The 23,999-nt window shown below is 72.5% G+C and carries 20 protein-coding genes and 1 riboswitch; of the genes, 14 read left to right on the top strand and 6 right to left on the bottom strand.

Annotation, left to right across the window (positions count from 1 at the left end; translation table 11 throughout):
• Window positions 1-106 precede the first annotated feature (106 nt).
• The 4 genes from QOM21_RS09970 to QOM21_RS09955 all read left to right on the top strand — a co-directional run bounded on the left by QOM21_RS09970 (window position 107) and on the right by QOM21_RS09955 (window position 4,988).
• Window positions 107-1,459, top strand: a complete 1,353-nt coding sequence (locus QOM21_RS09970) for a M16 family metallopeptidase (protein WP_407555625.1) — start codon at window positions 107-109, stop codon at window positions 1,457-1,459.
• Between the two features lie 29 nt (window positions 1,460-1,488).
• Window positions 1,489-2,865 (top strand): M16 family metallopeptidase, encoded by a 1,377-nt coding sequence (locus QOM21_RS09965; protein WP_407555624.1) that lies wholly within the window; start codon window positions 1,489-1,491, stop codon window positions 2,863-2,865.
• Window positions 2,866-3,108: 243 nt separating this feature from the next.
• Window positions 3,109-3,265, top strand: a riboswitch (cyclic di-AMP (ydaO/yuaA leader).
• Between the two features lie 12 nt (window positions 3,266-3,277).
• Window positions 3,278-4,090, top strand: a complete 813-nt coding sequence (locus QOM21_RS09960) for a M23 family metallopeptidase (RefSeq protein WP_407549429.1) — start codon at window positions 3,278-3,280, stop codon at window positions 4,088-4,090.
• 208 nt (window positions 4,091-4,298) lie between these two features.
• The gene (locus QOM21_RS09955; RefSeq protein ID WP_407549427.1) at window positions 4,299-4,988 is read left to right on the top strand and encodes a GntR family transcriptional regulator; all 690 of its coding nucleotides are present in this window, start codon (window positions 4,299-4,301) and stop codon (window positions 4,986-4,988) included.
• Between the two features lie 435 nt (window positions 4,989-5,423).
• On the opposite strand, the gene QOM21_RS09950 is transcribed toward QOM21_RS09955, so the two are convergent.
• The gene (locus tag QOM21_RS09950) at window positions 5,424-5,705 is read right to left on the bottom strand and encodes an HPr family phosphocarrier protein (protein ID WP_393893371.1); all 282 of its coding nucleotides are present in this window, start codon (window positions 5,703-5,705) and stop codon (window positions 5,424-5,426) included.
• Between the two features lie 223 nt (window positions 5,706-5,928).
• On the opposite strand from QOM21_RS09950, the gene QOM21_RS09945 reads away from it, so the two are divergent.
• Genes QOM21_RS09945 through QOM21_RS09930 form a run of 4 tightly spaced genes read left to right on the top strand, consistent with a single transcriptional unit; the run spans window position 5,929 to window position 11,464 of the window.
• The gene (locus tag QOM21_RS09945; RefSeq protein WP_407549425.1) at window positions 5,929-8,919 is read left to right on the top strand and encodes a GNAT family N-acetyltransferase; all 2,991 of its coding nucleotides are present in this window, start codon (window positions 5,929-5,931) and stop codon (window positions 8,917-8,919) included.
• Between the two features lie 38 nt (window positions 8,920-8,957).
• The gene (locus QOM21_RS09940; protein WP_393893373.1) at window positions 8,958-9,551 is read left to right on the top strand and encodes a DUF5998 family protein; all 594 of its coding nucleotides are present in this window, start codon (window positions 8,958-8,960) and stop codon (window positions 9,549-9,551) included.
• A complete protein-coding gene (locus tag QOM21_RS09935; RefSeq protein WP_407549423.1) occupies window positions 9,551-10,741 on the top strand; it encodes an alkaline phosphatase family protein in 1,191 nt (396 codons plus the stop codon). Before QOM21_RS09940 ends, QOM21_RS09935 begins: the two co-directional genes overlap by 1 nt.
• A gap of 57 nt (window positions 10,742-10,798) precedes the next feature.
• Entirely contained in the window at window positions 10,799-11,464 is a 666-nt protein-coding gene (locus tag QOM21_RS09930) for a thymidine kinase (RefSeq protein WP_393893375.1), read from the top strand.
• A gap of 37 nt (window positions 11,465-11,501) precedes the next feature.
• On the opposite strand, the gene QOM21_RS09925 is transcribed toward QOM21_RS09930, so the two are convergent.
• Window positions 11,502-12,275, bottom strand: coding sequence for a VOC family protein (locus tag QOM21_RS09925; protein ID WP_407549421.1), 774 nt, complete (start codon window positions 12,273-12,275; stop codon window positions 11,502-11,504).
• Window positions 12,276-12,521: 246 nt separating this feature from the next.
• Between QOM21_RS09925 and QOM21_RS09920 the strand changes: the two genes are divergently transcribed.
• Complete coding sequence (locus QOM21_RS09920; RefSeq protein ID WP_407549420.1) at window positions 12,522-13,361, top strand: sulfurtransferase; 840 nt, start codon at window positions 12,522-12,524, stop codon at window positions 13,359-13,361.
• Window positions 13,362-13,481: 120 nt separating this feature from the next.
• Here QOM21_RS09920 and sepH read toward each other — a convergent pair whose 3' ends face one another.
• Window positions 13,482-14,552, bottom strand: coding sequence for a septation protein SepH (sepH, locus tag QOM21_RS09915; RefSeq protein WP_407549418.1), 1,071 nt, complete (start codon window positions 14,550-14,552; stop codon window positions 13,482-13,484).
• Window positions 14,553-15,047: 495 nt separating this feature from the next.
• Between sepH and QOM21_RS09910 the strand changes: the two genes are divergently transcribed.
• The gene (locus QOM21_RS09910) at window positions 15,048-16,325 is read left to right on the top strand and encodes a hypothetical protein (RefSeq protein WP_407549416.1); all 1,278 of its coding nucleotides are present in this window, start codon (window positions 15,048-15,050) and stop codon (window positions 16,323-16,325) included.
• Window positions 16,326-16,397: 72 nt separating this feature from the next.
• Here the strand turns inward: QOM21_RS09910 and QOM21_RS09905 are convergent, their stop codons facing one another.
• Entirely contained in the window at window positions 16,398-17,738 is a 1,341-nt protein-coding gene (locus tag QOM21_RS09905) for a D-arabinono-1,4-lactone oxidase (RefSeq protein WP_407549415.1), read from the bottom strand.
• A gap of 242 nt (window positions 17,739-17,980) precedes the next feature.
• Window positions 17,981-19,249, bottom strand: coding sequence for an MFS transporter (locus tag QOM21_RS09900; RefSeq protein WP_407549413.1), 1,269 nt, complete (start codon window positions 19,247-19,249; stop codon window positions 17,981-17,983).
• A gap of 202 nt (window positions 19,250-19,451) precedes the next feature.
• Between QOM21_RS09900 and QOM21_RS09895 the strand changes: the two genes are divergently transcribed.
• Together QOM21_RS09895 and QOM21_RS09890 are read left to right on the top strand one after the other, a co-directional pair.
• Window positions 19,452-20,606 carry a ferrochelatase gene (locus tag QOM21_RS09895; protein WP_407549411.1) on the top strand — a complete coding sequence of 385 codons (1,155 nt, stop codon included), beginning with the start codon at window positions 19,452-19,454 and terminating at the stop codon, window positions 20,604-20,606.
• A gap of 49 nt (window positions 20,607-20,655) precedes the next feature.
• Complete coding sequence (locus QOM21_RS09890) at window positions 20,656-21,471, top strand: inositol monophosphatase family protein (protein WP_407549409.1); 816 nt, start codon at window positions 20,656-20,658, stop codon at window positions 21,469-21,471.
• A 61-nt stretch (window positions 21,472-21,532) separates the two neighbouring features.
• Here QOM21_RS09890 and QOM21_RS09885 read toward each other — a convergent pair whose 3' ends face one another.
• The gene (locus QOM21_RS09885; RefSeq protein WP_393893384.1) at window positions 21,533-21,709 is read right to left on the bottom strand and encodes a hypothetical protein; all 177 of its coding nucleotides are present in this window, start codon (window positions 21,707-21,709) and stop codon (window positions 21,533-21,535) included.
• A gap of 336 nt (window positions 21,710-22,045) precedes the next feature.
• Between QOM21_RS09885 and QOM21_RS09880 the strand changes: the two genes are divergently transcribed.
• Window positions 22,046-22,699 carry a response regulator transcription factor gene (locus QOM21_RS09880; protein WP_393893385.1) on the top strand — a complete coding sequence of 218 codons (654 nt, stop codon included), beginning with the start codon at window positions 22,046-22,048 and terminating at the stop codon, window positions 22,697-22,699.
• 6 nt (window positions 22,700-22,705) lie between these two features.
• Entirely contained in the window at window positions 22,706-23,968 is a 1,263-nt protein-coding gene (locus tag QOM21_RS09875; RefSeq protein ID WP_407549407.1) for a sensor histidine kinase, read from the top strand.
• Window positions 23,969-23,999: the final 31 nt, after the last annotated feature.

Here is a 23,999-nt window from a genome sequence, read left to right as displayed (position 1 = left end):
GAGCCCTCGTACGGGGCCTGTCGATCGGGAACTTCGCCAGATGCCGACGCGCTTGCATACAGTGACAGAACTTCCTCGCAAGCGGATCGAAGGGACGTACATGCCCATGGGTCACACGGCCACAGAACAAGCCGGCTCCGGCGGCCTGACAGCGACCGAGCACCGGCTGGCCAACGGCCTGCGCGTGGTGCTCTCCGAGGACCACCTGACGCCTGTCGCAGCCGTCTGCCTGTGGTACGACGTCGGCTCCCGCCACGAGGTCAAGGGCCGTACCGGCCTGGCTCACCTCTTCGAGCACCTGATGTTCCAGGGCTCCGCCCAGGTGAAGGGCAACGGTCACTTCGAGCTCGTCCAGGGCGCGGGCGGCTCGCTGAACGGCACCACGAGCTTCGAGCGCACCAACTACTTCGAGACCATGCCCGCCCACGAGCTGGAGCTCGCGCTCTGGCTGGAGGCGGACCGGATGGGCTCGCTGCTCACCGCGCTCGACGACGAGTCGCTGGAGAACCAGCGCGACGTCGTGAAGAACGAGCGCCGCCAGCGCTACGACAACGTCCCCTACGGCACGGCCTTCGAGAAGCTGACGGCCATGGCGTACCCGGAGGGCCACCCCTACCACCACACGCCCATCGGCTCGATGGCCGACCTGGACGCGGCCTCCCTGGAGGACGCGCGCGCCTTCTTCCGTACGTACTACGCGCCCAACAACGCCGTCCTGTCGATCGTCGGCGACATCGACCCGGCGCAGACCCTGGCCTGGGTGGAGAGGTACTTCGGCTCGATCCCGGGGCACGACGGCAAGCAGCCGCCGCGGGACGGCTCGTTGCCCGAGACCCTCGGCGGCGAGCTGCGCGAGGTCGTCGAGGAGGAGGTCCCCGCCCGCGCGCTGATGGCGGCCTACCGGCTGCCGCACGACGGCACCCGCGAGGCGGACGCCGCGGACCTCGCGCTCACCGTCCTGGGCGGCGGCGAGTCCTCCCGCCTCTACAACCGCCTGGTGCGCCGTGACCGCAGTGCCGTCGCGGCCGGCTTCGGTCTGCTGCGGCTGGCCGGCGCGCCGTCGCTCGGCTGGCTGGACGTCAAGACGTCCGGTGGGGTGGAGGTCCCGGACATCGAGCGTGCGGTCGACGAGGAGCTGGCCCGGTTCGCCGCCGAGGGGCCGACCCCCGAGGAGATGGAGCGTGCGCAGGCTCAGTTGGAGCGCGAGTGGCTGGACCGCCTCGCGACGGTCAGCGGCCGCGCCGACGAACTCTGCCGGTTCGCCGTCCTGTTCGGCGACCCGCAGCTCGCGCTGACCGCCGTGCAGCGCGTCCTGGAGATCACCCCGCAGGAAGTACAGGCGGTGGCCAAGGCCCGGCTGCGTCCCGACAACCGCGCGGTGCTCGTCTACGAGCCCACCGAGCCGGCCGACGCGGCCGCCGAGACCGCTGAGAACGACGACGAGGAGGCGGCCCAGTGAGCGATGCCGTGACCAGCGCAGATTCCGCCATGACCAGCATGGAGTTCCACCCCAGGCCGCAGGGTGGCGCGCCCCGGCCGTGGGCCTTCCCGGCACCGGACCGCGGCCAACTGCCCAACGGGCTCACCCTGCTGACCAGCCACCGCCCCGGCCAGCAGGTCGTCGCCGTCGAGATCAACCTCGTCGCGCCCCTGGAGGCCGAGCCCGAGGGCCTGGACGGCGTCGCCACGATCATGGCCCGCGCGCTGTCCGAGGGCACCGACAAGCACGACGCCGAGGAGTTCGCGGCCGAGCTGGAGCGCTGCGGCGCCACCATGGACGCGCACGCCGACCACCCCGGTCTGCGGGTCTCCCTCGAAGTGCCGGCGTCGCGGCTGGACCACGCCCTCGGCCTGCTCGCCGACGCACTGCGCGCGCCCGCCTTCCCGGACAGCGAGATCGAGCGGCTGGTGCGCAACCGCCTCGACGAGATCCCGCACGAGCTCGCCAACCCCGCGCGGCGGGCCGCGATGGCCCTGTCCAAGGAACTGTTCCCGTCGGCCTCCCGGATGTCGCGGCCCCGGCAGGGCACCGAGGAGACCGTCGAGCGGATCGACGCCGCGGCCGTTCGCGCCTTCTACGCGGCGCATGTACGGCCCGCGACGGCCACCGCCGTCATCGTCGGTGACTTCACCGGCATCGACCTGGACGCGTCGCTCGCCGGCACCCTCGGCGCCTGGACCGGCTCGACCGCCGAGCCGGTGAAGGCCTCGCCGATCACCGCGGACGACACCGGCCGAGTGGTGATCGTGGACCGCCCCGGCGCCGTCCAGACGCAGCTGCTCATCGGCCGCATCGGTGCCGACCGGCACGACCGGGTCTGGCCCGCGCAGGTCCTCGGCACGTACTGCCTGGGCGGCACCCTCACCTCCCGCCTGGACCGCGTCCTGCGCGAGGAGAAGGGCTACACCTACGGGGTGCGCGCGTTCGGCCAGGTGCTGCGCTCCACCGCGGACGGCAGCGGCGCCGCGATGCTCGCCATCAGCGGCTCGGTCGACACCGCCTCCACCGGCCCGGCGCTCGAGGACCTGTGGAAGGTGCTCCGCACCGTGGCGGCGGAGGGACTCACGGACGCCGAGCGTGACGTCGCCGTGCAGAACCTCGTCGGGGTCGCGCCGCTGAAGTACGAGACGGCCGCCGCCGTGGCGGGCACCCTCGCCGACCAGGTCGAGCAGCACCTCCCGGACGACTTCCAGGCGCAGCTGTACGCGCGGCTTGCCGAGACCGGCACGGTCGAGGCGACCGCCGCGGTGGTGAACGCCTTCCCCGGGGACCGGCTGGTGACGATCCTGGTGGGCGACGCGGCGCAGATCGCCGAGCCCGTCAAGGCGCTGGGCATCGGCGAGGTGAAGGTCGTCGGCGGCTGACCTGCCGTTGGTGACACCGCGGCGGTCCGGCGGGGGCCGGTGACCGTCGCTCAAATCGCAGGAAAAGGGATCCCGTGACGCTCGCCCGTCACGGGATCTCCTTTATGTCCGGATTATTGTGGCTGGTTGCGTGGTGCCCCTGTGGCGTGCCGCACAAAGTGCCGGTTCTGTTTGCCGATTGAAAGATGTCCCGTTTAGCGTCAGTCCGGCTGTTCGTCAGAAGTACGCCGCAACCGTGGCACCGGACAGTCATCGCCGAGTCCCCGTACGGCGCGAGCCAGGGGAGCCGGGGACCCACATGTCCCCTGGGGTGAATCGGATCCCTCCTCGGAGGGGGCCGTAGGAGACCTTCCTGCTCCGAACCCGTCAGCTAACCCGGTAGGCGAGAAGGAAGGAAAGGACAAGCCAGCACATGGCGTTCACCCGTGCCACCGGGAAGCATCGTGGTGCGAGCCGCGCTGCTCGCACGACCCGCAAAATCGCCGGCATAGCCACCCTCACCGCCACCGGCGTCGTCGCCTCCGTGGCCTCGCCCGCGCTGGCCGCCACGGACGCGGCCGCCACCCAGGACACCGGTCTGCGGCAGGCCGTCGTCGCCGGCGACGAACTCGCCGGCCGCATCGCCGCCCAGGCGGACGCCCAGCAGGCGGCCGCCGAGGCCGCCGCAGCCAAGGCCAAGGCCGAGGCCCTCGCCGCGAAGGTGGCCAAGGAGGCCAAGCAGCGCGCCGAGGAAGCCAAGAAGAAGGCCGAGGCGAAGGCCAAGGCGGAGCGCGAGGCCAAGGAGCGCGCCGCGCGCGAGGCGGAGCGTAAGCGCCTCAACGCCTTTGTCGCGCCCGTCGAGGGCTCCTACGTCTCCACCCCGTACAAGGCCACCAGTGGCCTGTGGTCCTCCGGCAGCCACTCCGGCATCGACTTCCACGCCGCCTCAGGCAGCTCCGTGCACGCCGTGGGCCGGGGCACCGTCGTCGAGGCCGGCTGGGGCGGCGCGTACGGCAACAACATCGTGATCAAGATGAACGACGGTACGTACACCCAGTACGGCCACCTGTCGTCGCTGGGCGTCTCGGTCGGCCAGACCGTCACCCCCGGCCAGCAGATCGGCCTCTCCGGCGCCACCGGCAACGTCACCGGGCCGCACCTGCACTTCGAGGCCCGCACCGGCCCGGACTACGGCTCGGACATCGACCCGATCGCCTACCTCCGCGGCCACGGCGTCAACGTCTGACGCGTACGGCACCGCAGCCTCTCCGAAGCCCCGGCCCCGGCCGGGGCTTCGGCGTTATCGGGACACCTTGGCCACCGGATATGCCGATGGCCAAAAAATATCCATGAATACCCGAAGCCCGTCGGAAAATCCGTCCCGGTCGAATAGAGTCACGGAAATGTCGCCGATCGGCGGCGTTTCCTGGGGATTGCGGCGGAGGCACGGGACGATGCGAGGCCATATTTCCGCGCAGGCGGTATGCACGGCGATTCGCGACGACATCGTCTCCGGCGTGCTCGCGCCGGGGAGCAGGCTGATCGAGGACATCCTGGCGGCCCGTTACGGCGTGTCCAGGGTCCCCGTCCGGGAGGCGCTGCGGACCTTGCAGTCCGAGGGGTTCGTCACCACCCGCCATCATGCGGGCGCCTGTGTCGCCGAGCCGACCGAGCAGGAAGCCGCCGATCTGCTGGACATCCGCGCCCTGTTGGAGCCCATGGGCGCCGCCCGCGCGGCCACCCGCCGCAGCCCCGCCCATCTCAAGGTGCTGCGTGGCCTCGTGCGGCTGGGCCGGGAGCGCGCACGCCACGGCCACCCCGCGGACCTGCGCCAACTGGACGGCTGGTTCCACGAAACCCTGGCCCAGGCGGCCGGTAGCCCCAGTCTGACGGCGCTGCTCACCCAGCTGCGGCGGAAGATCGAGTGGATGTACGTCGTCGAACTGCCCGCCCGGGTCGCCGAGTCGTGGGACGAACACGGCGCGGTGCTGGACGCCGTCGCCCGGGGCGACGCCGAGCGCGCCCGCGCCCTGATGGCCGCTCATATCGAGCGGTCCCTGCCGGTGCACCGGCTGCGGAGGGCCGGCGCGGCCGAGGTGAGGAAGCCGAAACAGCCCGTCAACACGGCGCGCGCCCGCCATTAACAAAGGCCCCGTATACAAAGAAGGCGTGCAATACATTGCACGCGGGGAGGGCGGTGGCCGCTAATTCGGCACGCTTTCTCCTGGCCGGGCCCGGAATTCGGTGAACCGGATATTCGGCATGCCCGCGGAGTGGTGCTGATTTCTTGGGGCAATGGCTCGGAGCAGTGCGCGGCGCTGATTATCCCGCGCCATTTTTCTGCCGGGTCTGCCGGAGCAGCAACCCAGGATTTTGCGAAACGTCCCGCTGTGCCTGGAGACCTGGGCTTCCGTCGGAGGCTCCGTGGCTTCCGCCGGCCCGGCGTGCCCCGGCAGCGAAACCGGCCCCGGCAGCGGACGGCCCCGGAGACGGAGCGCCCCGGCAACGAAAACGGCCCCGCCGTGGCGACCGTCGGCCGGTCGTCACGGCGGGGCCGCGGACACTGGGGTCCCGAGGACTCAGACGGTCTCGGGGAGCTCCTCGAGACCGTCCGCGACGAGCTTGGCCAGGCGGTCGAGCGCGGCGTCGGCGCCTTCGGCGTCGGAGGCCAGCACGATCTCCTCGCCACCCTCGGCGCCGAGGCCCAGGACCGCGAGCATGGAGGCGGCGTTGACCGGGTTGCCCTCGGCCTTGGCGATCGTCACCGGGACGCCGGCCGCGGTGGCGGCACGGACGAAGATCGACGCGGGGCGGGCGTGCAGGCCCTCGGCCCATCCGACATTGACGCGGCGCTCAGCCATGGTGTTGCCCTTCAAGTCGTGACTGTTGTCTAGACCAGTCTCTCATGGTGCCGGGACGTCCCGGCGGCCCGTCGGCCTGGCCCTCCTGCGTGCGGCCCCTCCTCGGGGGAGGCGCCGGGCGCACGGGCCGGGGCCCGCGCCGGGCACGGTGGCCGTGCCCGTTCCGTTTCCAGAGGGTACGCATGCCGAGCCGGTTGTCGGTGCCCGGCCGTACCCTGGCCGCATGCAGACGCCGCCGGACCTCGCCTACCCGACCCACTGGGAAGCCGATGTGGTGCTGCGCGACGGCGGCACGGCGCGCATCCGCCCCATCGCCGCCGATGACGCCGAGCGGCTGACCTCCTTCTACGAGCAGGTCTCGGACGAGTCGAAGTACTACCGCTTCTTCGCGCCCTACCCGCGTCTGTCCGACCGCGATGTGCACCGCTTCACCCACCACGACTACGTCGACCGGGTCGGCCTGGCCGCGACCGTCGGCGGCGAGTTCATCGCCACCGTCCGCTACGACCGGATCAACGACCAGGGGCTGCCCGCCAAGGATCCCGAGGACGACCAGGCCGAGGTGGCCTTCCTGGTCCAGGACGCCCACCAGGGCCGCGGCGTCGCCTCCGCCCTCCTGGAACACATCGCCGCCGTCGCCCGCGAGCGCGGTATCCGCCGCTTCGCCGCAGAGGTGCTCCCCGCGAACACCAAGATGATCAAGGTGTTCACGGATGCCGGCTACACCCAGAAGCGCACTTTCGAGGACGGCGTGGTCCGCCTCGAATTCGACCTCGAACCGACCGAGCAGTCCATGGCCGTGATGCGCGGCCGGGAGCAGCGCGCCGAGGCCCGCTCCGCCCAGCGGCTGCTGGCCCCTGGCTCGGTCGCCGTCATCGGGACCGGCCGCACCCCCGGAGGCATCGGCCGCACGGCCCTGCGCAATGTCCTCGACGCCGGCTTCACCGGCCGTCTGCACGCCGTCAACCACGCCTTCGCCGACGGCATGGACCGGCTGGAGCCGGAGGGCGTGCCGGCCGTCCGTTCCCTGAGCGAGATCCCCGACCCGGTCGACCTCGCGGTCATCGCCGTCCCCGCCGCCCGCGTCCCCGACGTGGTCCGCGACTGCGGTGAGCACGGCGTGCAGGGCGTCCTGATCCTCTCCTCCGGCTATGCGGAGGCCGGGCCCGAAGGCCGCGAGCGGCAGCGGGCGGTGCTCCAGCAGGCCCGCTCCTACGGCATGCGGCTGATCGGCCCCAACGCCTTCGGCCTGATCAACACCGCCCCCGACGCCCGGCTGAACGCCTCCCTGGCACCCCGGATGCCCGGCGCCGGCAACATCGGCCTGTTCACCCAGTCCGGCGCGATCGGCATCGCCCTGCTCAGCGGGCTGCACGCCCGCGGCCCGGGCGACGGCGGCATCGCCGGGATCTCCACCTTCCTCTCGGCCGGCAACCGCGCCGACGTCTCCGGCAACGACCTCCTCCAGTACTGGCACGACGACCCGCACACCGACGTCGTCATCCTCTATCTGGAGTCCATCGGCAATCCGCGCAAGTTCACCCGGCTCGCCCGGCGTACCGCGCTCGTCAAACCGGTCGTGGTCGCCAAGGGCGCCCGGCACACCGGTGTCGCGCCCCAGGGGCACGCCGTACCCACCGTCCGCATCCCCGACAGCACCGTCGCCGCCCTGATGCGCCAGGCCGGCGTGATCCGCGTCGACACGGTCACCGAGCTGATCGACGCCGGACTGCTGCTGGCGTCCCAGCCGCTGCCGGCCGGCCCGCGCATCGCCATCCTCGGCAATTCCGAGTCGCTGGCCCTGCTGGCCTACGACGCCTGCCTGACCGAGGGGCTGCGCCCGATGAGCCCCCGGGTATTGGCGTCCGCGGCGACGCCCGACGACTTCCGCGAGGCCCTCGCCGAGGCGCTCGCGGCCGACAGCTGCGACGCCGTCGTCGTCACGGCCATCCCCTGGGTGGGGGAGGAGCCGCCCGGCTCCCCCGAAGAGGGCGAGGGCACCGCGCTCGCAGGCGCCCTGCGCGCGGCCGCCGAAGCGGCCCCGGACAAGCCGGTGACCGTCGTCCACCTCGCGATGGACGACCTTGCGCGGACGCTCGCCGCCCCGGGCGAGCCGGTCTCCGTGCCGGCGGACGCGTCCCCGGCGGACACGCCCGCTCCCTCCGAGAGCCAGGCCCCGCCCACACCACGGCCCCCGGCCCCGCCCTCGCCGCACGCGACATACCCGCAGCGGCCCCAGGTCCCGTCGGGCCCTCCGCCCAGCCCGTTCGCCTCGCGGCCGCCGCAGGCCCAGGACGGCGCCGTGCCGGCACCTGCCCGCCGCCCCGCTCCCGTCCGCATCCCCGCCTACCCGGCCGCCGAGCGCGCCGTGCGTTCGCTGGCCGAGGCCGTCCGCTACGCCGCCTGGCGTCGCGAGGCCGCCGAGCCGGGCCGGGTGCCCGCATACGACGACATCGAGGAGGCAGCGGCCGGCGCCGACATCGACCGGCTGCTCGCCCGGCTCGTCCCCGACACCGACACCGGCCGGTCGGTCCCGCTGTCCCCGGACCATGCCGCGGACCTCCTGGCCCGGTACGGCATCCACACCCACCCCGCCTTCCACGCCCCCGATCCGGACACCGCGGTCCGTGCCGCCGCCCGGATCGGCTATCCGGTCGCCCTCAAGACCACCGCGCCCCACCTCCGGCACCGCGCCGACCTCGGCGGCGTCCGCCTCGACGTGGCCAACGAGACGGAACTGCGCCGGGCATACACGGAACTGACCGACTTCCTCGGCTCCGCGGAAGAGCTCCGTCCGGTCGTCCAGGCCATGGTCCCGCGCGGGGTGGACACCGTCATCCGCGCCGCGATCGACCCGGCCGCCGGCGCCGTCCTCTCCTTCGGCCTGGCCGGTGCCCCCTCCCAGCTGCTCGGCGACATCGCCCACCGCCTCATCCCCGCCACCGACCGCGAGGTCACCGACCAGATCCGGTCGATCCGCACCGCGCCCCTGCTCTTCGGCTGGCGCGGCTCCCAGCCCGTCGACACCGCCGCCCTCTCGGAGCTGCTGCTGCGGGTCTCCCGGCTCGTCGACGACCACCCCGAGGTCGTCGCCGTCGACCTCGAACCGGTCGTCGTCGCCCCGAGCGGCCTCTCCGTCCTGGGAGCCGCCGTCCGCCTCGCCCGTCCCCCTGTCACCACCGACCTCGGTCCCCGCCGTCTGCCCGTCTACTGAGGCTCTTCAAGCCCGGCACGCCCCGTAAGATGGACCCCATGGCTAAGACCGGTACGACGACCCAGGGGCTGCGCGCGGCGATCGAGCGCAGCGGCTACTACCCGACGCTCGTGGCCGAGGCGGTGCAGGCCGCGGTCGGCGGAGAGCCCGTGGTGTCGTACCTCGTGCACCAGGAGACGACCTTCGACGCCAACGAGGTCCGCCGCCATGTCACGGTCCTGGTCCTGACCGGCACCCGCTTCATCGTCAGCCACACCGACGAGCAGGCCGCCGACGCCACCTCCCCGTCGCCGTACGCCACCACCTCCACCGAGTCCGTGAAGCTCGGCCGGATCTCCTCGGTGGTGCTCAGCCGGGTGGTAGCCAACCCCGAGTCCTACACCCCCGGGCAACTGCCCCGCGAGGTCGTCCTCACCATCGGCTGGGGCGCGGTCGCCCGCCTCGACCTGGAGCCCGCCACCTGCGGCGACCCCAACTGCGAGGCGGACCACGGCTACACCGGCAGCTCCACCGCCGACGACCTCTCGCTGCGGGTCAGCGAGGCGGGCGACGGACCGGACTCCGTGCGCGAGACGCTCACCTTCGCCCAGGCGCTCTCCGAGGCCACCGCGGCCACCACCAGCACCCGCTGATGGTGCACGCCGCCCCCGCCTGGCCGGAGCCGGAACCACTCGACCCGCTCACCGCCCCGGTGCCCCGCTACGGCGCCGGGTCGCTCGCCGACCTGCTGCCCGCCATCGTCGCGGGCCAGGGGCTGGGAAACCCCGGCTCCCCGATGGAACTGGCCCCCGCCGACCGCGCCTGCGTCTTCCTGATCGACGGCCTCGGCTGGGACCTGCTGCGCGCCCACCCCGACGAGGCGCCGTTCCTGACCTCCCTGCTGGGCACCTCGTTCAACGGCAGCGGGCGTCCGCTCACGGCGGGCTTCCCCTCCACCACCGCCACCTCCCTCGCGTCCGTGGGAACGGGCCTGCCGCCCGGCGCGCACGGCCTGCCCGGATACACCTGCGAGGACCCGGACACCGGCGCGCTGATGAACCAGCTGCGCTGGCACCCGTGGACGGATCCGCATGTCTGGCAGCCGTACCCGACGGTCTTCCAGCTGGCGGACGCCGCGGGCATCCACACCTGCCAGGTCTCCGCGCCGAACTTCCAGCACACCCCGCTCACCAAGGTGGCGCTCAGCGGCGGCACGTTCCACGGCCGGCTCTCCGGCGAGGAGCGGATGGACTTCGCCGCGTCCCAACTCGCCGCCGGTGACCGCTCGCTGGTCTACACGTACTACTCCGAGGTGGACGGCAAGGGGCACCGCTACGGCGTCGACTCCGACGCCTGGCGCGGCCAGCTGATGTATGTCGACCGGCTCGCGCAGCGGCTGGCCGAGCAGCTCCCGCCCCGCACGGCCCTCTACATCACCGCCGACCACGGCATGATCGACATCCCCTTCGACCCGGACTCCCGGATCGACTTCGACGAGGACTGGGAACTGCGCGCCGGTGTGCGCCTGTTGGGCGGCGAGGGCCGGGCGCGGCATCTGTACGCCCACCCGGGCGCGGCCGCCGATGTGCTCGCCGTATGGCGCGAGGTGGTCGGCGAGCAGATGTGGGTGGCGAGCCGTGAGGAGGCCATCGCCGCTGGGTGGTTCGGCCCGCACGTCGACGACCGGGTACGCGGCCGTATCGGCGATGTGGTCGCGGCCGCACACGCCGACATGGTGATCATCGCGACCGAACGCGAGCCCCGTGAGTCGGAGATGGTCGGGATGCACGGCTCCATGACCCCGGTGGAGCAGCTGGTCCCGCTCCTGGAAGTCCGTACCTGACGCACGGCCCTGTCCGCCCCGCCCGCCGCACACGAGCCCGAAAGGCCGCAACTTCCCATGCCCGAGCTGGTGTTCTTCTCCGGAACCATGGACTGCGGAAAGTCGACACTCGCTCTGCAGATCGAGCACAACCGATCGGCCCGCGGCCTCCAAGGCATGATCTACAGCCGCAACGACCGGGCGGGGCACGGCAAGCTCTCCTCCCGCCTCGGGCTGGTGACCGAGGCCGTCGAGGCCGCGGACGACATGGACTTCTACGCGCATGTCGTCGGCCATCTCAGCTCCGGCGGGCGGGTCGACTACGCCATCGTCGACGAGGCCCAGTTCCTCGCCCCGCAGCAGGTCGACCAGCTCGCCAGGGTGGTGGACGACCTCGACCTGGACGTCTTCGCGTTCGGCATCACCACCGACTTCCGCAGCAAGCTCTTCCCCGGCTCCCAGCGGCTCGTGGAGCTGGCAGACCGCATAGAGGTCCTGCAGGTCGAGGCGCTGTGCTGGTGCGGCGCCCGCGCCACGCACAACGCCCGCACCGTCGACGGCCGGATGGTCGTCGAGGGGGAGCAGGTCGTCGTCGGTGATGTCGTCGGCGATGTGGACAGCCCGCAGGCAGAGGTGGGCTACGAAGTGCTGTGCCGGCGCCACCACCGCCGTCAGCAGACCTCCGCCGCCGCTCGCGCGGCCGCGCTCTCCCCGGACGTCCTGCCGGTCGACGCCCCGCGGTAGCCGGCCCGCACGGTGCGCCAGGGGTGCAACTGCCGTGTCAGCGCGGCTGGATGATGGTGAAGGCGGCGCCTTCGATGTCGGCGACCGTCGCGAGCCGTCCGTGTGCGGAGTCCCGTGCGGGCAGCAGTACGTGTCCGCCCAGCTCGGTGACGCGGCGTGCGGCGGCGTCGGTGTCCGGGACGGCGAAGTACGTCATCCAGTGCGGGCCGCGGTCGCGCGGCAGGTCGGCGCCCACGCCGTGGATGCCCGCCACCGCCCGCCCCTTGAGATGCAGCGTCAGGTAGTCGAAGCCGGGTGCGTCCGCGGCTTCCGCCTCGAAGGCGAAGACGTGCTCGTAGAACGTGCGGACGGAGTCGGTGTCCTGGGTGACCAGTTCGTTCCACACCGGGGTGCCGGGCTCGGCGCTGAGCGCGGTACCCATCATCGTCCCGCCCTGCCAGATGCCGAAGATGGCACCGTGCGGGTCGGAGGCGATCGCCATCCGCCCGGCCGAGTCGGCGTCCAGGGGGCCGACGGCCACGGTGCCGCCGCAGGAACGGATCTGCTCGGCGGTGGTGTCCGCGTCGTCGCTCGCCAGGTAGGTGGTCCAGGCGACCGGAAGATGCCGGTCGGGCGCCAACTCGCCCAGGCCGGCCACTTCCCGGCCGTTGAGGAAGGCGCGGGCGTACGGACCGAAGTGCTGCGGCCCCGGGCGGAACTCCCAGCCGAAGAGCGCGCCGTAGAACTCCTGGGTCGCGGGCAGGCTGTGCGCCAGGAGGCTCACCCAGCAGGGCGCACCGGGAATCCGCCGGGTCGCTGCCTCGGTCGTCATCGTTATTCTCCTCGGACCATCGGATGTGGCCATGTGCGGGTACCGCGGGGGTCTGGAGCAGATGCTCGCACCCCGTGTCCTGGTGTATGCCTCGGCCGCGCCGACCGCGAGACGTTCGCGATGGAGAATGCCCGTTTTGCTGTTTCGCTTCCGTTTCGGCGGCGTTGCGCTCCGGCATAACTCCGTCATACGGAGGGTGGGCACCCGCCTTCTGTGCGTAGCCGTCCCTACGCAAGGATGAGTCCCATGAATGCCATCATCACCGCTACCGAACTCGCGAGCGAGTTGGCGGGGTCCGCCACTCCGGTACTCCTGGACGTCCGTTGGCAACTCGGCGGGCCCTCCAGCCGCCCCGACTACGAGGCCGCGCACCTGCCCGGCGCGGTCTTCGTCGACCTCGACGCCGACCTGGCCGGGACGGCCGGCTCGGCCGGTCGTCACCCGCTCCCCGACCTCACCGTCTTCGGCGCCGCCATGCGCGCGGCCGGCGTGCGCGCCGACCGCCCCGTGGTCGCCTACGACGGCGGCTTGGGCTGGGGGGCCGCCCGCGCCTGGTGGCTGCTGCGCTGGGCCGGCCACTCCGATGTGCGGGTCCTGGACGGCGGTCTTGCCGCCTGGCAGGCGGCCGGCGGGGAAGTGACCGACACGATCCCCGCCCCGGAACCCGGCGACTTCCAGCCCACGCCGGGCGCGCTGCCGCTGCTGACGGCGAAGGACGCCGCCGAGCTGGCTCGCCGCGGTGTGCTGCTCGATGCGCGGGCGGCCGAGCGGTACCGCGGGGACGTCGAGCCCATCGACCGGATCGGCGGGCACATCCCGGGCGCCGTGTCGGCGCCGACGACGGAGAACGTCTCCCCGGACGGCACCACCTTCCGTGCCGCGCCGGAACTGGCCGAGCGGTTCGCGTCGCTGGGTGCCACCCCCGACGCGGAGGTCGGTGTCTACTGCGGCTCCGGCGTCTCCGGTGCCCACCAGGTGCTCGCGCTCGCAGTTGCCGGCGTCCCCGCGGCGCTGTACGTCGGCTCGTGGAGCGAGTGGTCCGCGGATCCGGCCCGCCCGATCGCCACGGGCCCCCAGCCTGGCTGAGCAGTCCACGAAGAGTGCAACGCGCAACGCCCGCTGCCCGCCCCCGAACAGGGGGAGGCAGCGGGCGTTGCCACGCGATTGCCGCGAGCCGTTCGGCCCGCCTGCGCCACTGCGGTTGCGCTACTCCGGCTTCTTGCGCCGGGTGCCGAAGACGATCTCGTCCCAGCTCGGCACCGCGGCCCGGCGCCCGGGGCGTACGCCGTCGGCCTCGGCCTGGCGGTCCGTCGTCCCCGTCAGCCGGTCGCGATGGCCGCCGACGGCCCTGGGCATCAGCACATCGGCATACGCCGAGCCGGCGCCCGCGCTGGCCGCGGGCGGCTCCTCGACATCGGCCTCCGCCGCCGCCTCGTCGGACTGCGGCGCCTTGGGCGTCTCCGGAACGATCATGTCGCCGCGGAAGCTCGGTACCGCCTCCAGCAGGCTGGTCAGCGAGTCGCGCTCGCGGTCCCGCTCGCCGATGGCTTCCTCGGCGTGCGGTGCCTCGGTCTCCTCGCCACCGGCGGGCGCGGAACGCTCCCCGCGCTCGGACGACGACTGGCGGTCCAGGGCACGGTCCAGCGGCCGGTCGCGCGGCAGCCGTGCGATCCGGGGCACGAACGGGAAGCTCGGCTCGGGGGTGTCGTCGGTCTCGCCGATCAGCGCCCGTGCCTCGTCGTCCACGGCCTGTACGAGCCGCCGGGGCGGGTCGTACGTCCAGCACGCGGAGTGCGGCTCGGTCGCGACGCGGTAGACCAGCAGCACCTCCCAGGTGCCGTCATCGCGGCGCCAGGAGTCCCACTGGACGCTCTCCTTGTCGGCGCCGCGCAGCAGCAGCCGCTCCGCGACCGCCTCGCCGAGCTGCGGGCCGGCGTTCTCGCCGGGCCGGCGCACCGGGGTCTTGCGGGCGCGCTCCGCCATGAACGCGCGTTCCGCCAGCACTGGGCCCTCGAAGCGGCGCACGCGGTCCACCGGGATGCCGGCGAACTGGGCGACCTCTTCCGCGGAGGACCCGGCACGTATCCGCGCCTGGATGTCCCGCGGGCGGAGGTGGCTCTCGACCTCGATCTCGATCTGGCCGAGCCGCGCACGGTCGTTGCGGACGGCGGCGCGCAGCCGCTCGTCGATCGGAAGCGTGTACTCGGTGCTGTCCGCAGCTTTGAGCACCAGCCGTGTGCCGTCGTTGGAGACGGCCACGACACGCAGTTCGGGCATGGGGACCTCCCGGGTGGTGCCTGCCGACGTCACGTGCGTCGCTGCTTCCGCTAGTCGAGTGTGACCTGCCCGGGTGCAGCCTGCCACAACATTGCCGAGTTGCCCGGCGTGTCCGGGCTTGGCCCGAAAACGCCGCTATGACACGGTTACCGGTTCACAACGCTCGGTGACCATGCCGTACGCCCTGTCGCCGATCACCCGTTCCGAGCGGCGGCGCCCCAGGTCGGGTGCCGCCTCCAGGGCCCCTCCCGCGGGTCCGGGCAGCCGGACGGGAACCGGGGCCAGGGCTCGCCACAGTACTCCATTCGGGCCACCGAGGTGGACCGCCGCGCCGCTGAACTTCTGGTGGGGTAACGGAGTTGGTCGCCTTGTCGATCTCTCTACCGCTCTTGTGGGTGGCAAGATTCACAGATTCCCCGGAATCGGAACTATTGGCTCCGCCAAATGGTCCCTTCTCCATGCAAGATGGATCGAAGGGGCGATCAAAGGCTGGAGATGGACGAAGAAACCAAAACCGACACGAAGACGAAGGAGAAGCGGATCGACCTGAGCCTGGCTCAGGTCGCGGGCAGTGCTCTCGCAGCGGCCGCCGCCGCGTACCTCGCGGGCCGGCTGGGCGTTTACGGAACCATCATCGGCGCGGGTGTGGTCAGTGTCGTGGCCACCACCGGCGGCTCGATATTCCAGCATCTGTTCCGGCGCACCGGCGAGCAGCTCAAGGAAGCCACGGTCACCACACGGCCGAAGCCGCGCCGCTTCTCCACCACCACTCGATCCACCACCGGGGAGACGCATCGCGCCGACCCCACGATGGTGCTGCCCACCTTCGACAAGCAGGGCGCGGAGGACGACCTCACATCCGTCGCGGCCAGGAAGACCGGTCCCGGCACGGACCGTACGCAGCTGATCCCGCGGGCCGAAGCGGTGCACCGCCGGGACCCGGCAGGCGCGCACCCCCTCCCGGACGCCGACGGCACGCGCCGGCTGCCGGGGCGCGCCGGCGCCGAGGGCTTGGTGTCATCCGCCGCTGCCGACGGGTTCGCCCATGCCGACGGGCCGGCCGAACCCGTCGAGGCCGACGGCTCCGACGAGACCCGAGTGCTGCGGCCGGCGTACGCGGGTGCTCAGGGGCGTCCCACCGACCGGACGCAGATGGTGCCGCGCCTCGATGCGCGGGCCGTCAGGCCGGCCGGGCCGCCGACACCTCCGGCGGACGCCACGGTGGCGATGCCGGGGGCGCACCCGGCCGAAGAGGTCGGCGCCGCGACGTACGGCACCCGGCTGCGCGGCTGGAAGCGGCCCGCGCTCGGCGCCCTCGCCGTCTTCGTCCTGGCCATGGGCGCGGTGACGGCGACCGAGCTGATCACAGGTCAGACGCCGAGCGGTGACAAGGGCACCACGCTCACCAACATCACCCACACCGGTGGCTCCGGCCGGCAGCAGCCCGAAACCCCGCAGTCGCCCGATCCCGGCCACTCCACCGGCGACGGGACGCGCGACAGCAGTGACGAGCCGTCGCCGGACCCCGGTAAGTCCGGTAAGAGCGGCACCGACCCCGACCGCGGGACGAAGTCCCCGTCGCCGACCCCGACGGACGGCGGCAAGACCTCGCCCGACCCCGATTCCTCGCCGAGCACCGGCCCGTCCCCGGGCGACTCCACCGGAACCGGTGGCGACAGCGGAGACGGCTCGACCGGCGGCCAGGACGGGGGAACCCAGCAGAACGGCAATGACTCCGACGCGCAGCAGGCCCCTGCTCCGGACGCCTCCTGACAGGGAGGGAACCGGCCGACGGCCGCGCTCCGGTGCCCCGCCCAGGGGCGGCCGGAGCGCGGCCGTCGTCGGTCAGTCGCCCAGTACGCGCCGCAGATAGCCGTTGGCGAAGCGCCGGTCGGGGTCCAGCCGGTCGCGCAGCGCGGTGAACTCACCGAACCGCGGATAGACGGCGGCGAGGTGGCCGGCGTCCCGGGTGTGCAGCTTGCCCCAGTGCGGCCGCCCGTCGTGCGCGGTCATGATCCGCTCGGTGGCGGCGAAGTACGCCTCGTGCGGTGTGCCGCGGTACAGGTGCACGGCGATGTACGCGGTGTCGCGGCCCGAGGCCGTGGACAGGGGGATGTCGTCGGCCGGCGCGGTGCGCACCTCCACCGGGAAGCTGACCTTGAAATCCGAGCGCTCGACGAGCGCCCGCAGCTCGCCCAGCGCGGCGACGGCGGCGTCGCGCGGCACCGCGTACTCCATCTCCACGAAACGCACCCGCCTCGGCGAGGTGAACACCCGGTAGGGGATGTCGGTGTAGGTGCGGGCCGACAGGGCGCGGCTGGAGATCTTGGCGATGCCCGGTATCGCGGCCGGTACGGCACGGCCCACGCTGCAGGCGACCTGGAAGACGCCGTTGGACAGCAGATCGTCCTCGATCCAGCCGCCGACCCTGCCGGGCGGCGCCGACGGGCCCTGGCTGCGGTTGTTGCGCTTGGTGTTGCACCTGTCGGTGTGCGGGAACCAGTAGAACTCGAAGTGCTCGTTCTCGGTCACCAGCTCGTCGAAGCGGCCGGCCACCTCGCCGTAGGACATCGGCTCCTCGCGGGCGGTCAGCAGGAACTCCGGCTCCACCGCGAAGGTCAGCTCGGTGATCACGCCCAGCGCGCCCAGGCCCAGCCGGGCCGCCGCGAAGACGTCCGGGTTCTCCTTCGCCGAGCAGGTGAGCACCGAGCCGTCGGCGGTGACCAGTTCGAGTCCGGTGATCTGGGCGGCGAGCGAGGCGGAGTCGCGGCCGGTGCCGTGGGTGCCGGTGCTGGTGGCTCCCGAGACCGTCTGCTCCATGATGTCGCCCATGTTGGTCAGCGACAGACCGTGCGCGGCCAGGGTCTCGTTCAGCACCTTGAGGGGGGTGCCGGCGGCCACCGTCACCGTCCCGGCCTCGCGGTCGATCTTCCGTACGCCGGTCAGCCGCTCGGGGCGGATCAGCAGCCCGTCGGTGGCGGCCGCGGCGGTGAAGGAGTGGCCGGTGCCGGCCGCCTTGACCGCCAGTCCGTCCGCGGCCGCGCCGCGCACGGCCGCCGCCAGTTCCTCGGCGGACGCCGGGGCCACGGTGCGGGCGGGGCGGGCGGTGACGTTGCCCGCCCAGTTGCGCCACGGCCCTCCCGAGCCGCGCCCTCCCGAGCCGTCGTCGGCGTTGCTGGCTGCCATGGTGACGTCCCCTCCCCTCCGCGCGGGCAGGCCTGTTCGGCCGCCGTTGGTGTGAGCGCATGATGTCAGTCACCGACGCGACATCCAGGCGGGGTGACGCGAATCACAGAGGTGCGGATCGGCCGCTGTCGTCCGGCTTCCGGACATGTCGCCTCGGGCGAACGGCCACCCGCCCGCAGCAGGCCCTACATGGCTCCCGACCGGCCGGAGATGCACACCGCCCAAGGAGTCATTCGGCTGGACTAGCCGACGCGCTCGCCGTCCTGCTGCTCCGTGGCCAGCCCCGTTCCGAGAAGGGGAGCGGGTGCCGACGGCACCGCCGGTGCGAGGGGCTGAGGACGAAGCCTGCGCCAACCCGCGAACGCGACCAGCGCGGCAAGGGCCCCCGCCGCGCCCGGCACGAGATAGCCGCGCCCTGCCCCGGCGGCGTCCACGACCCAGCCGGCCGCCGACGAACCGAGCGCGACACCCACGGCGAGGCCGGTGCCCGTCCAGGTCATCCCCTCGGTCAGCTTCGACCGCGGCACATGCTCCTCGACCAGGGCCATGGTGGTGACCATCGTCGGGGCGATGGACAGCCCCGCCACGAACAGGGCGAGCGCCATCAGCGGGAGCGAGCTCACGAGTTGCAGCGGCACCATGCTGACGGCCATCGCGCAGACGCCCACCACCCACCGGCGTGAGGGGTGCCCCTTGAGGTGGAGCAGCCCGAAGACCGCGCCCGCCACGCACGAGCCGAGCGCGTAGACGGCCAGCACCAGGCTGGCGGCCGCCTTGTGGCCCTTCTCCTCCGCGAACGCGACGGTCACGACGTCGATCGCCCCGAAGATCGCGCCGGTCGCCACGAACGTCACCACCAGCACCTGCAGCCCCCGCGAGCGCAGTGCCGAACCCGTGGAGTGCTGCTCACGCGGATGCGGCACCGGCTCCGTCGCGCGCTGGGCGGTCAGCCAGAAGACGCCGACGCCCAGGAAGACCGCGGCCAGCAGCGGTCCGGCCTCCGGGAACCACGCGGTCGACAGCCCGATGGAGAGGATCGGGCCGAAGATGAAGCACGTCTCGTCGACGATCGACTCCCAGGAGTACGCGGTGTGCAGCTCCCGGGGCGAGCCGCGGTAGAGCTCCGCCCAGCGCGCCCGGATCATCGCCCCGACGCTCGGCACACACCCCGCGCAGGCCGCGAACACGAACAGCGTCCAGTCGGGCCAGCGCTGCTGCGCGCTCAGCAGCAGACCGGCGACCGCGGCGATGGACACCAAGGTGGCCGGGCGCAGCACCCGGCGCTGGCCGTGCCGGTCGACCAACCGGGAGATCTGCGGGCCGAGGACGGCCGCGGACAGCGCGACGGCGGCGGACAGCGCGCCCGCCAGGCCGTAGCGGCCGGTCAGTTGGGAGACCATCGTGACGATGCCGATGCCCATCATCGACAGCGGCATCCGGCCCAGCAGTCCGGCGGCGGAGAAGGACAGGGTGCCGGGGCGGCCGAAAATGGCGCGGTAGGGACTGGGCAACGGGGGCTCCGCCGGGTGAGGACCGAATCTCGGTAAGCAATGTCTGTGGCCGATACAGCTTACGGGCGCGAAGCCCCGCCCGCTGCCGGATTTCCGCCCACTGGACGGCGGCCGTGGGGGAGGCAGCCGGCCACCGATCTCCCCGACTGCCGCGCGGGGGCCTGCACGTCACCACCGCATCCGGGGTGGCAGGATCGATGACATGCCCGAACAGTGCGATTCACGTCCTTACGACGCCCTGCTGCTGCTGTCCTTCGGAGGCCCGGAGGGCCCCGACGACGTCGTCCCGTTCCTGGAGAACGTCACCCGAGGCCGCGGCATCCCCCGAGAGCGCCTCAAGGAGGTGGGTCAGCACTACTTCCTGTTCGGCGGCGTCAGCCCCATCAACGCCCAGAACCGTGAGCTGCTGGACGCGCTGCGCAAGGACTTCGCCGAGCACGGCCTGGACCTGCCGGTCTACTGGGGCAATCGCAACTGGGCGCCCTACCTGACCGACACCCTGAGCACGATGGCGGCCGACGGCCACCGCCGTATCGCCGTGCTGGCGACCAGCGCCTACGCGTCGTACTCCGGGTGCAGGCAGTACCGCGAGAACCTCGCGGACGCGCTCGCCGAGCTCCGGGCCGAGGGCCTGCCGGTGCCCCGGGTCGACAAGCTCCGGCACTACTTCAACCACCCCGGATTCGTCCGCCCGATGATCGACGGCGTGCTGGCCTCGCTGGCCGAACTGCCGCAGGAGGTGCGGGCCGGCGCGCACCTCGCCTTCACCACGCACTCCATCCCGCTCGCCGCGGCCGACACCTCCGGGACGTCCGAGGACCACACCCGGGACGGCCACGGTGGCGCCTACGTCGCCCAGCACCTGGACGTGGCACGCACGATCGTGGACGCGGTGCGGGAGGAGACGGGGGTGGACCACCCCTGGCGGCTCGTCTACCAGTCCCGCAGCGGCGCACCGCACATCCCGTGGCTGGAGCCGGACATCTGCGACCACCTGGAGGAGGTGCACGGCGAGGGCGCCCCCGCCGTCGTCATGGCCCCCATCGGCTTCGTCTCGGACCACATGGAGGTCAAGTACGACCTCGACACCGAGGCCACCGCCAAGGCCGCCGAGCTGGGTCTGCCGGTCGCCCGATCGGCCACCGTCGGCGCCGACCCGCGGTTCGCCGCCGCAGTCCGCGACCTCCTCCTGGAGCGCGCGGCCGCCGAACGGGGCGCCGCCCCGGAGCGCTGCGCCCTGGGCGCCCTGGCCGCCTCCCACGACCTGTGCCCGGTCGGCTGCTGCCCCGCGCGGGCGCCCCGTCCGGCCGCGGCCGGTGCGGACTGGCAGGGCCCGGTCGCCGAAGCCCCCGTGTAGGGCGCCCCCCCCGCCCACCCGACCACCGCTCGCCCGAGCAAGGAGCATCGTGCCCGACCCGCTGCACTCCGACCCGTTGAACGACGAACTTCTGGAACTGGCCCTGGAAGCCGCCCGCCGCGCCGGCACCCTGCTGCGCGACGGCCGCCCCGCGGACCTCGGCGTGGCCTCCACCAAGACCAGCCCCATCGATGTCGTCACCGAGATGGACCTCGCCTCCGAGAAGCTGATCACCGGCTTCCTCGCGGAACACCGGCCCGACGACGGTTTCCTGGGGGAGGAGGGCGCCAGCGTCCCCGGCAGCAGCGGTGTGCGCTGGGTCATCGACCCGGTCGACGGCACCGTCAACTACCTCTACGGCCTGCCGTCCTGGTCGGTGTCCATCGCCGCGGAGCGGGACGGCGAGACGGTCGTCGGTGTCGTCGCCGCCCCGATGCGCGGCGAGACCTACCAGGCCGTCGTGGGCGGCGGCGCGTTCAACAACGGGGAGCGCGTGCACCACCGGCCCGCCCCGCCGCTGTCCCAGGCGCTCGTCGCGACCGGCTTCGGCTACGTCGCCGAGCGCCGGGCCGGCCAGGCGGAGGTGCTGCGCACCCTGATCCCGCAGGTCCGCGACATCCGGCGGGGCGGCTCGGCCGCCATCGACCTGTGCGACGTGGCCTGCGGGCGGGTCGACGCCTACTACGAGCGCGGCCTGAACCCCTGGGACCTCGCCGCCGGCGTCCTGATCGCCCGCGAGGCGGGCGCGCTCACCGGCGGACGCCCGGGGCAGCCCGCCTCGCACGAGCTGACCGTGGCCGCCGCCCCGGCGCTCTTCGAGCAGCTCCAGCCCCTCCTGGACGACCTCGGCGCCTGGCACGACTGACCGGACACGACAGCGCCCCGGCACCGTCCATCGGGTGCCGGGGCGCTGTGCGGCCGGAAGGTCAGGCGGGCGTCGCCGCGCCGACGTGTACTCCGTGCTCGGTCGCCAGGCGCTGCAGGTCCTCGAGCTCTGCCTGCTCGACCTCGGCGAGGAAGTCGTCGCCCGTCGCGCGGGCCCTGTCCAGATCAGCTTCGGTGTTCCGTATGCGCTGCAGAATGCCTGCGGTGAACGCGTCCATGGTGCGCCCCCTCGTCGTGGGTCGGTGGCACAGGGGAGTGCCGACGGGTGGGTCGATCACGGCGTGGTCCCTGTGGTGGATCGGTCGCGGAAAAGCGCCGTACAGGGCGTGATCGCGGGTGTGCAGTCGTCCTCCCCCTGCGCAACCTCAGGGAAACCTCAACGCGTAGAAGAATCCTGGCAATCGGGCGACCAAACCCGTCCTCCACCCCCTCGCACCCCCCTTACCGCCGGTTTATGGCTCTTCGGGGCAGGATGGAAGGGCTCTGTGACATGACCTTTGGTTACCCCCTTGGTTACACCCAGCCCGAACGGGCTCTGAGGAAGGACTAGCGACGTGCGTGTTCTCGTCGTCGAGGACGAGCAGCTGCTCGCCGATGCTGTGGCCACCGGACTGCGCCGGGAGGCAATGGCCGTCGACGTGGTCTACGACGGCGCTGCCGCCCTGGAGCGGATCGAGGTGAACGACTACGACGTCGTGGTCCTCGACCGCGACCTCCCGCTCATCCACGGCGACGACGTCTGCCGCAAGATCGTCGAGCTGGGCATGCCGACCCGCGTGCTGATGCTCACCGCCTCCGGTGACGTCAGCGACCGCGTCGAGGGCCTGGAGATCGGCGCGGACGACTACCTCCCCAAGCCCTTCGCCTTCACCGAGCTGACCGCCCGGGTGCGCGCGCTGGGGCGCCGTACGACCGTCGCGCTGCCGCCCGTCCTGGAGCGGGCCGGCATCAAGCTCGACCCCAACCGCCGCGAGGTCTTCCGGGACGGCAAGGAGGTCCAGCTCGCGCCCAAGGAGTTCGCGGTGCTGGAGGTGCTGATGCGCAGCGAGGGCACGGTCGTCTCGGCCGAGCAGCTCCTGGAAAAGGCGTGGGACGAGAACACCGACCCCTTCACCAACGTCGTCCGGGTCACGGTCATGACACTGCGCCGCAAGCTCGGCGAACCCGCGGTGATCGTGACGGTCCCCGGATCGGGATACCGGATCTGACCGGCGATGCCTTCCCTGCCCTCGTTCTCCAAGCCGTCCACCCCGCCGCCGGGCACCCCGCCCAAGCCCACCTGGGACCCCAGGCCGATCCACGTCCGGCCGTTCCCCTGGCTGCGCCCGACCATCCGGATACGGCTCACCCTGCTGTACGGCGGCATGTTCCTGATGGCCGGCATCGTGCTGCTGACGATCATCTACATGCTCGCCGCGGACGCGTTGCACGACGGCAGTGCGCTGCCGCTGAAGATCCTCGGGGGCAAGTTCCAGTCCACCAGTGACATCTGCGATCTGCCCACCGAGACCTCCGGGCAGATGCTTCAGGAGGCGGTCAACAACTGCCTGGAGCACCAGCGGGCGGTGGCGCTCAACAGCCTCCTCAACCGCTCCCTGCTGGCCCTGCTCGGCCTGACCGTGGTCGCCTTCGCCTTCGGCTACGCCATGGCGGGGCGCGTGCTGTCGCCGCTGGGCCGCATCACGCGCACGGCCCAGCGGGTGGCCGGCTCCGATCTGCACCGCCGGATCGAGCTGGGCGGGCCCGACGACGAGCTCAAGGAGCTGGCCGACACCTTCGACGAGATGCTCGACCGCCTCGACCGGGCCTTCGAGTCGCAGCGGCGCTTCGTCGCCAACGCCTCGCACGAGCTGCGCACCCCCCTGGCGATCAACCGCACCCTGCTGGAGGTCCAGCTCGCCGACCCGGACGCCTCGCCCGAGCTGTCGCAGCTCGGCAAGACGCTGCTGGCGACCAACGAGCGCAGTGAGCAGCTGGTGGAGGGCCTGCTGCTGCTCGCCCGCAGCGAGAACAAGATCGTCGACAAGAAGCCCGTCGACCTGGCCGAGGTCGCCTCGCAGGCCGTCGACCAGACCCGCGAGGAGGCGCAGAGCCGGGGTGTGGAATTCCGGGGAGCGCGCCGGCAGGTGTTCGTCCAGGGCAACGGCGTGCTGCTGGAGCGGATCGCGCTGAATCTCGTGGAGAACGCAGTGCGCTACAACGTCCCCGAGGCGGGCTGGGTGGAGGTCACCACGGATCCGCAGCCCGGCTGCGCGGTCCTGGTCGTCGCCAATACCGGCCCGGTGGTCCCGGCCTACGAGGTGGAGAACCTCTTCGAGCCGTTCCGGCGCCTGCGCACCGAGCGCACCGGCAGCGACAAGGGCGTGGGGCTCGGGCTGTCCATCGTGCGCTCGGTGGTGCGGGCGCACGACGGCAGCATCATGGCCGAGCCGCGCGAGGGCGGCGGGCTCGTGATGCGGGTCGTCCTGCCGCTGTGAGTACGGCTTCCCCGAAGCACCTGTTCCGGGG

It is taken from the genome of Streptomyces sp. Pv4-95, assembly GCF_045782725.1.
Classification (GTDB): domain Bacteria; phylum Actinomycetota; class Actinomycetes; order Streptomycetales; family Streptomycetaceae; genus Streptomyces.
This window is presented reverse-complemented; position numbering and strand designations above follow the sequence as displayed.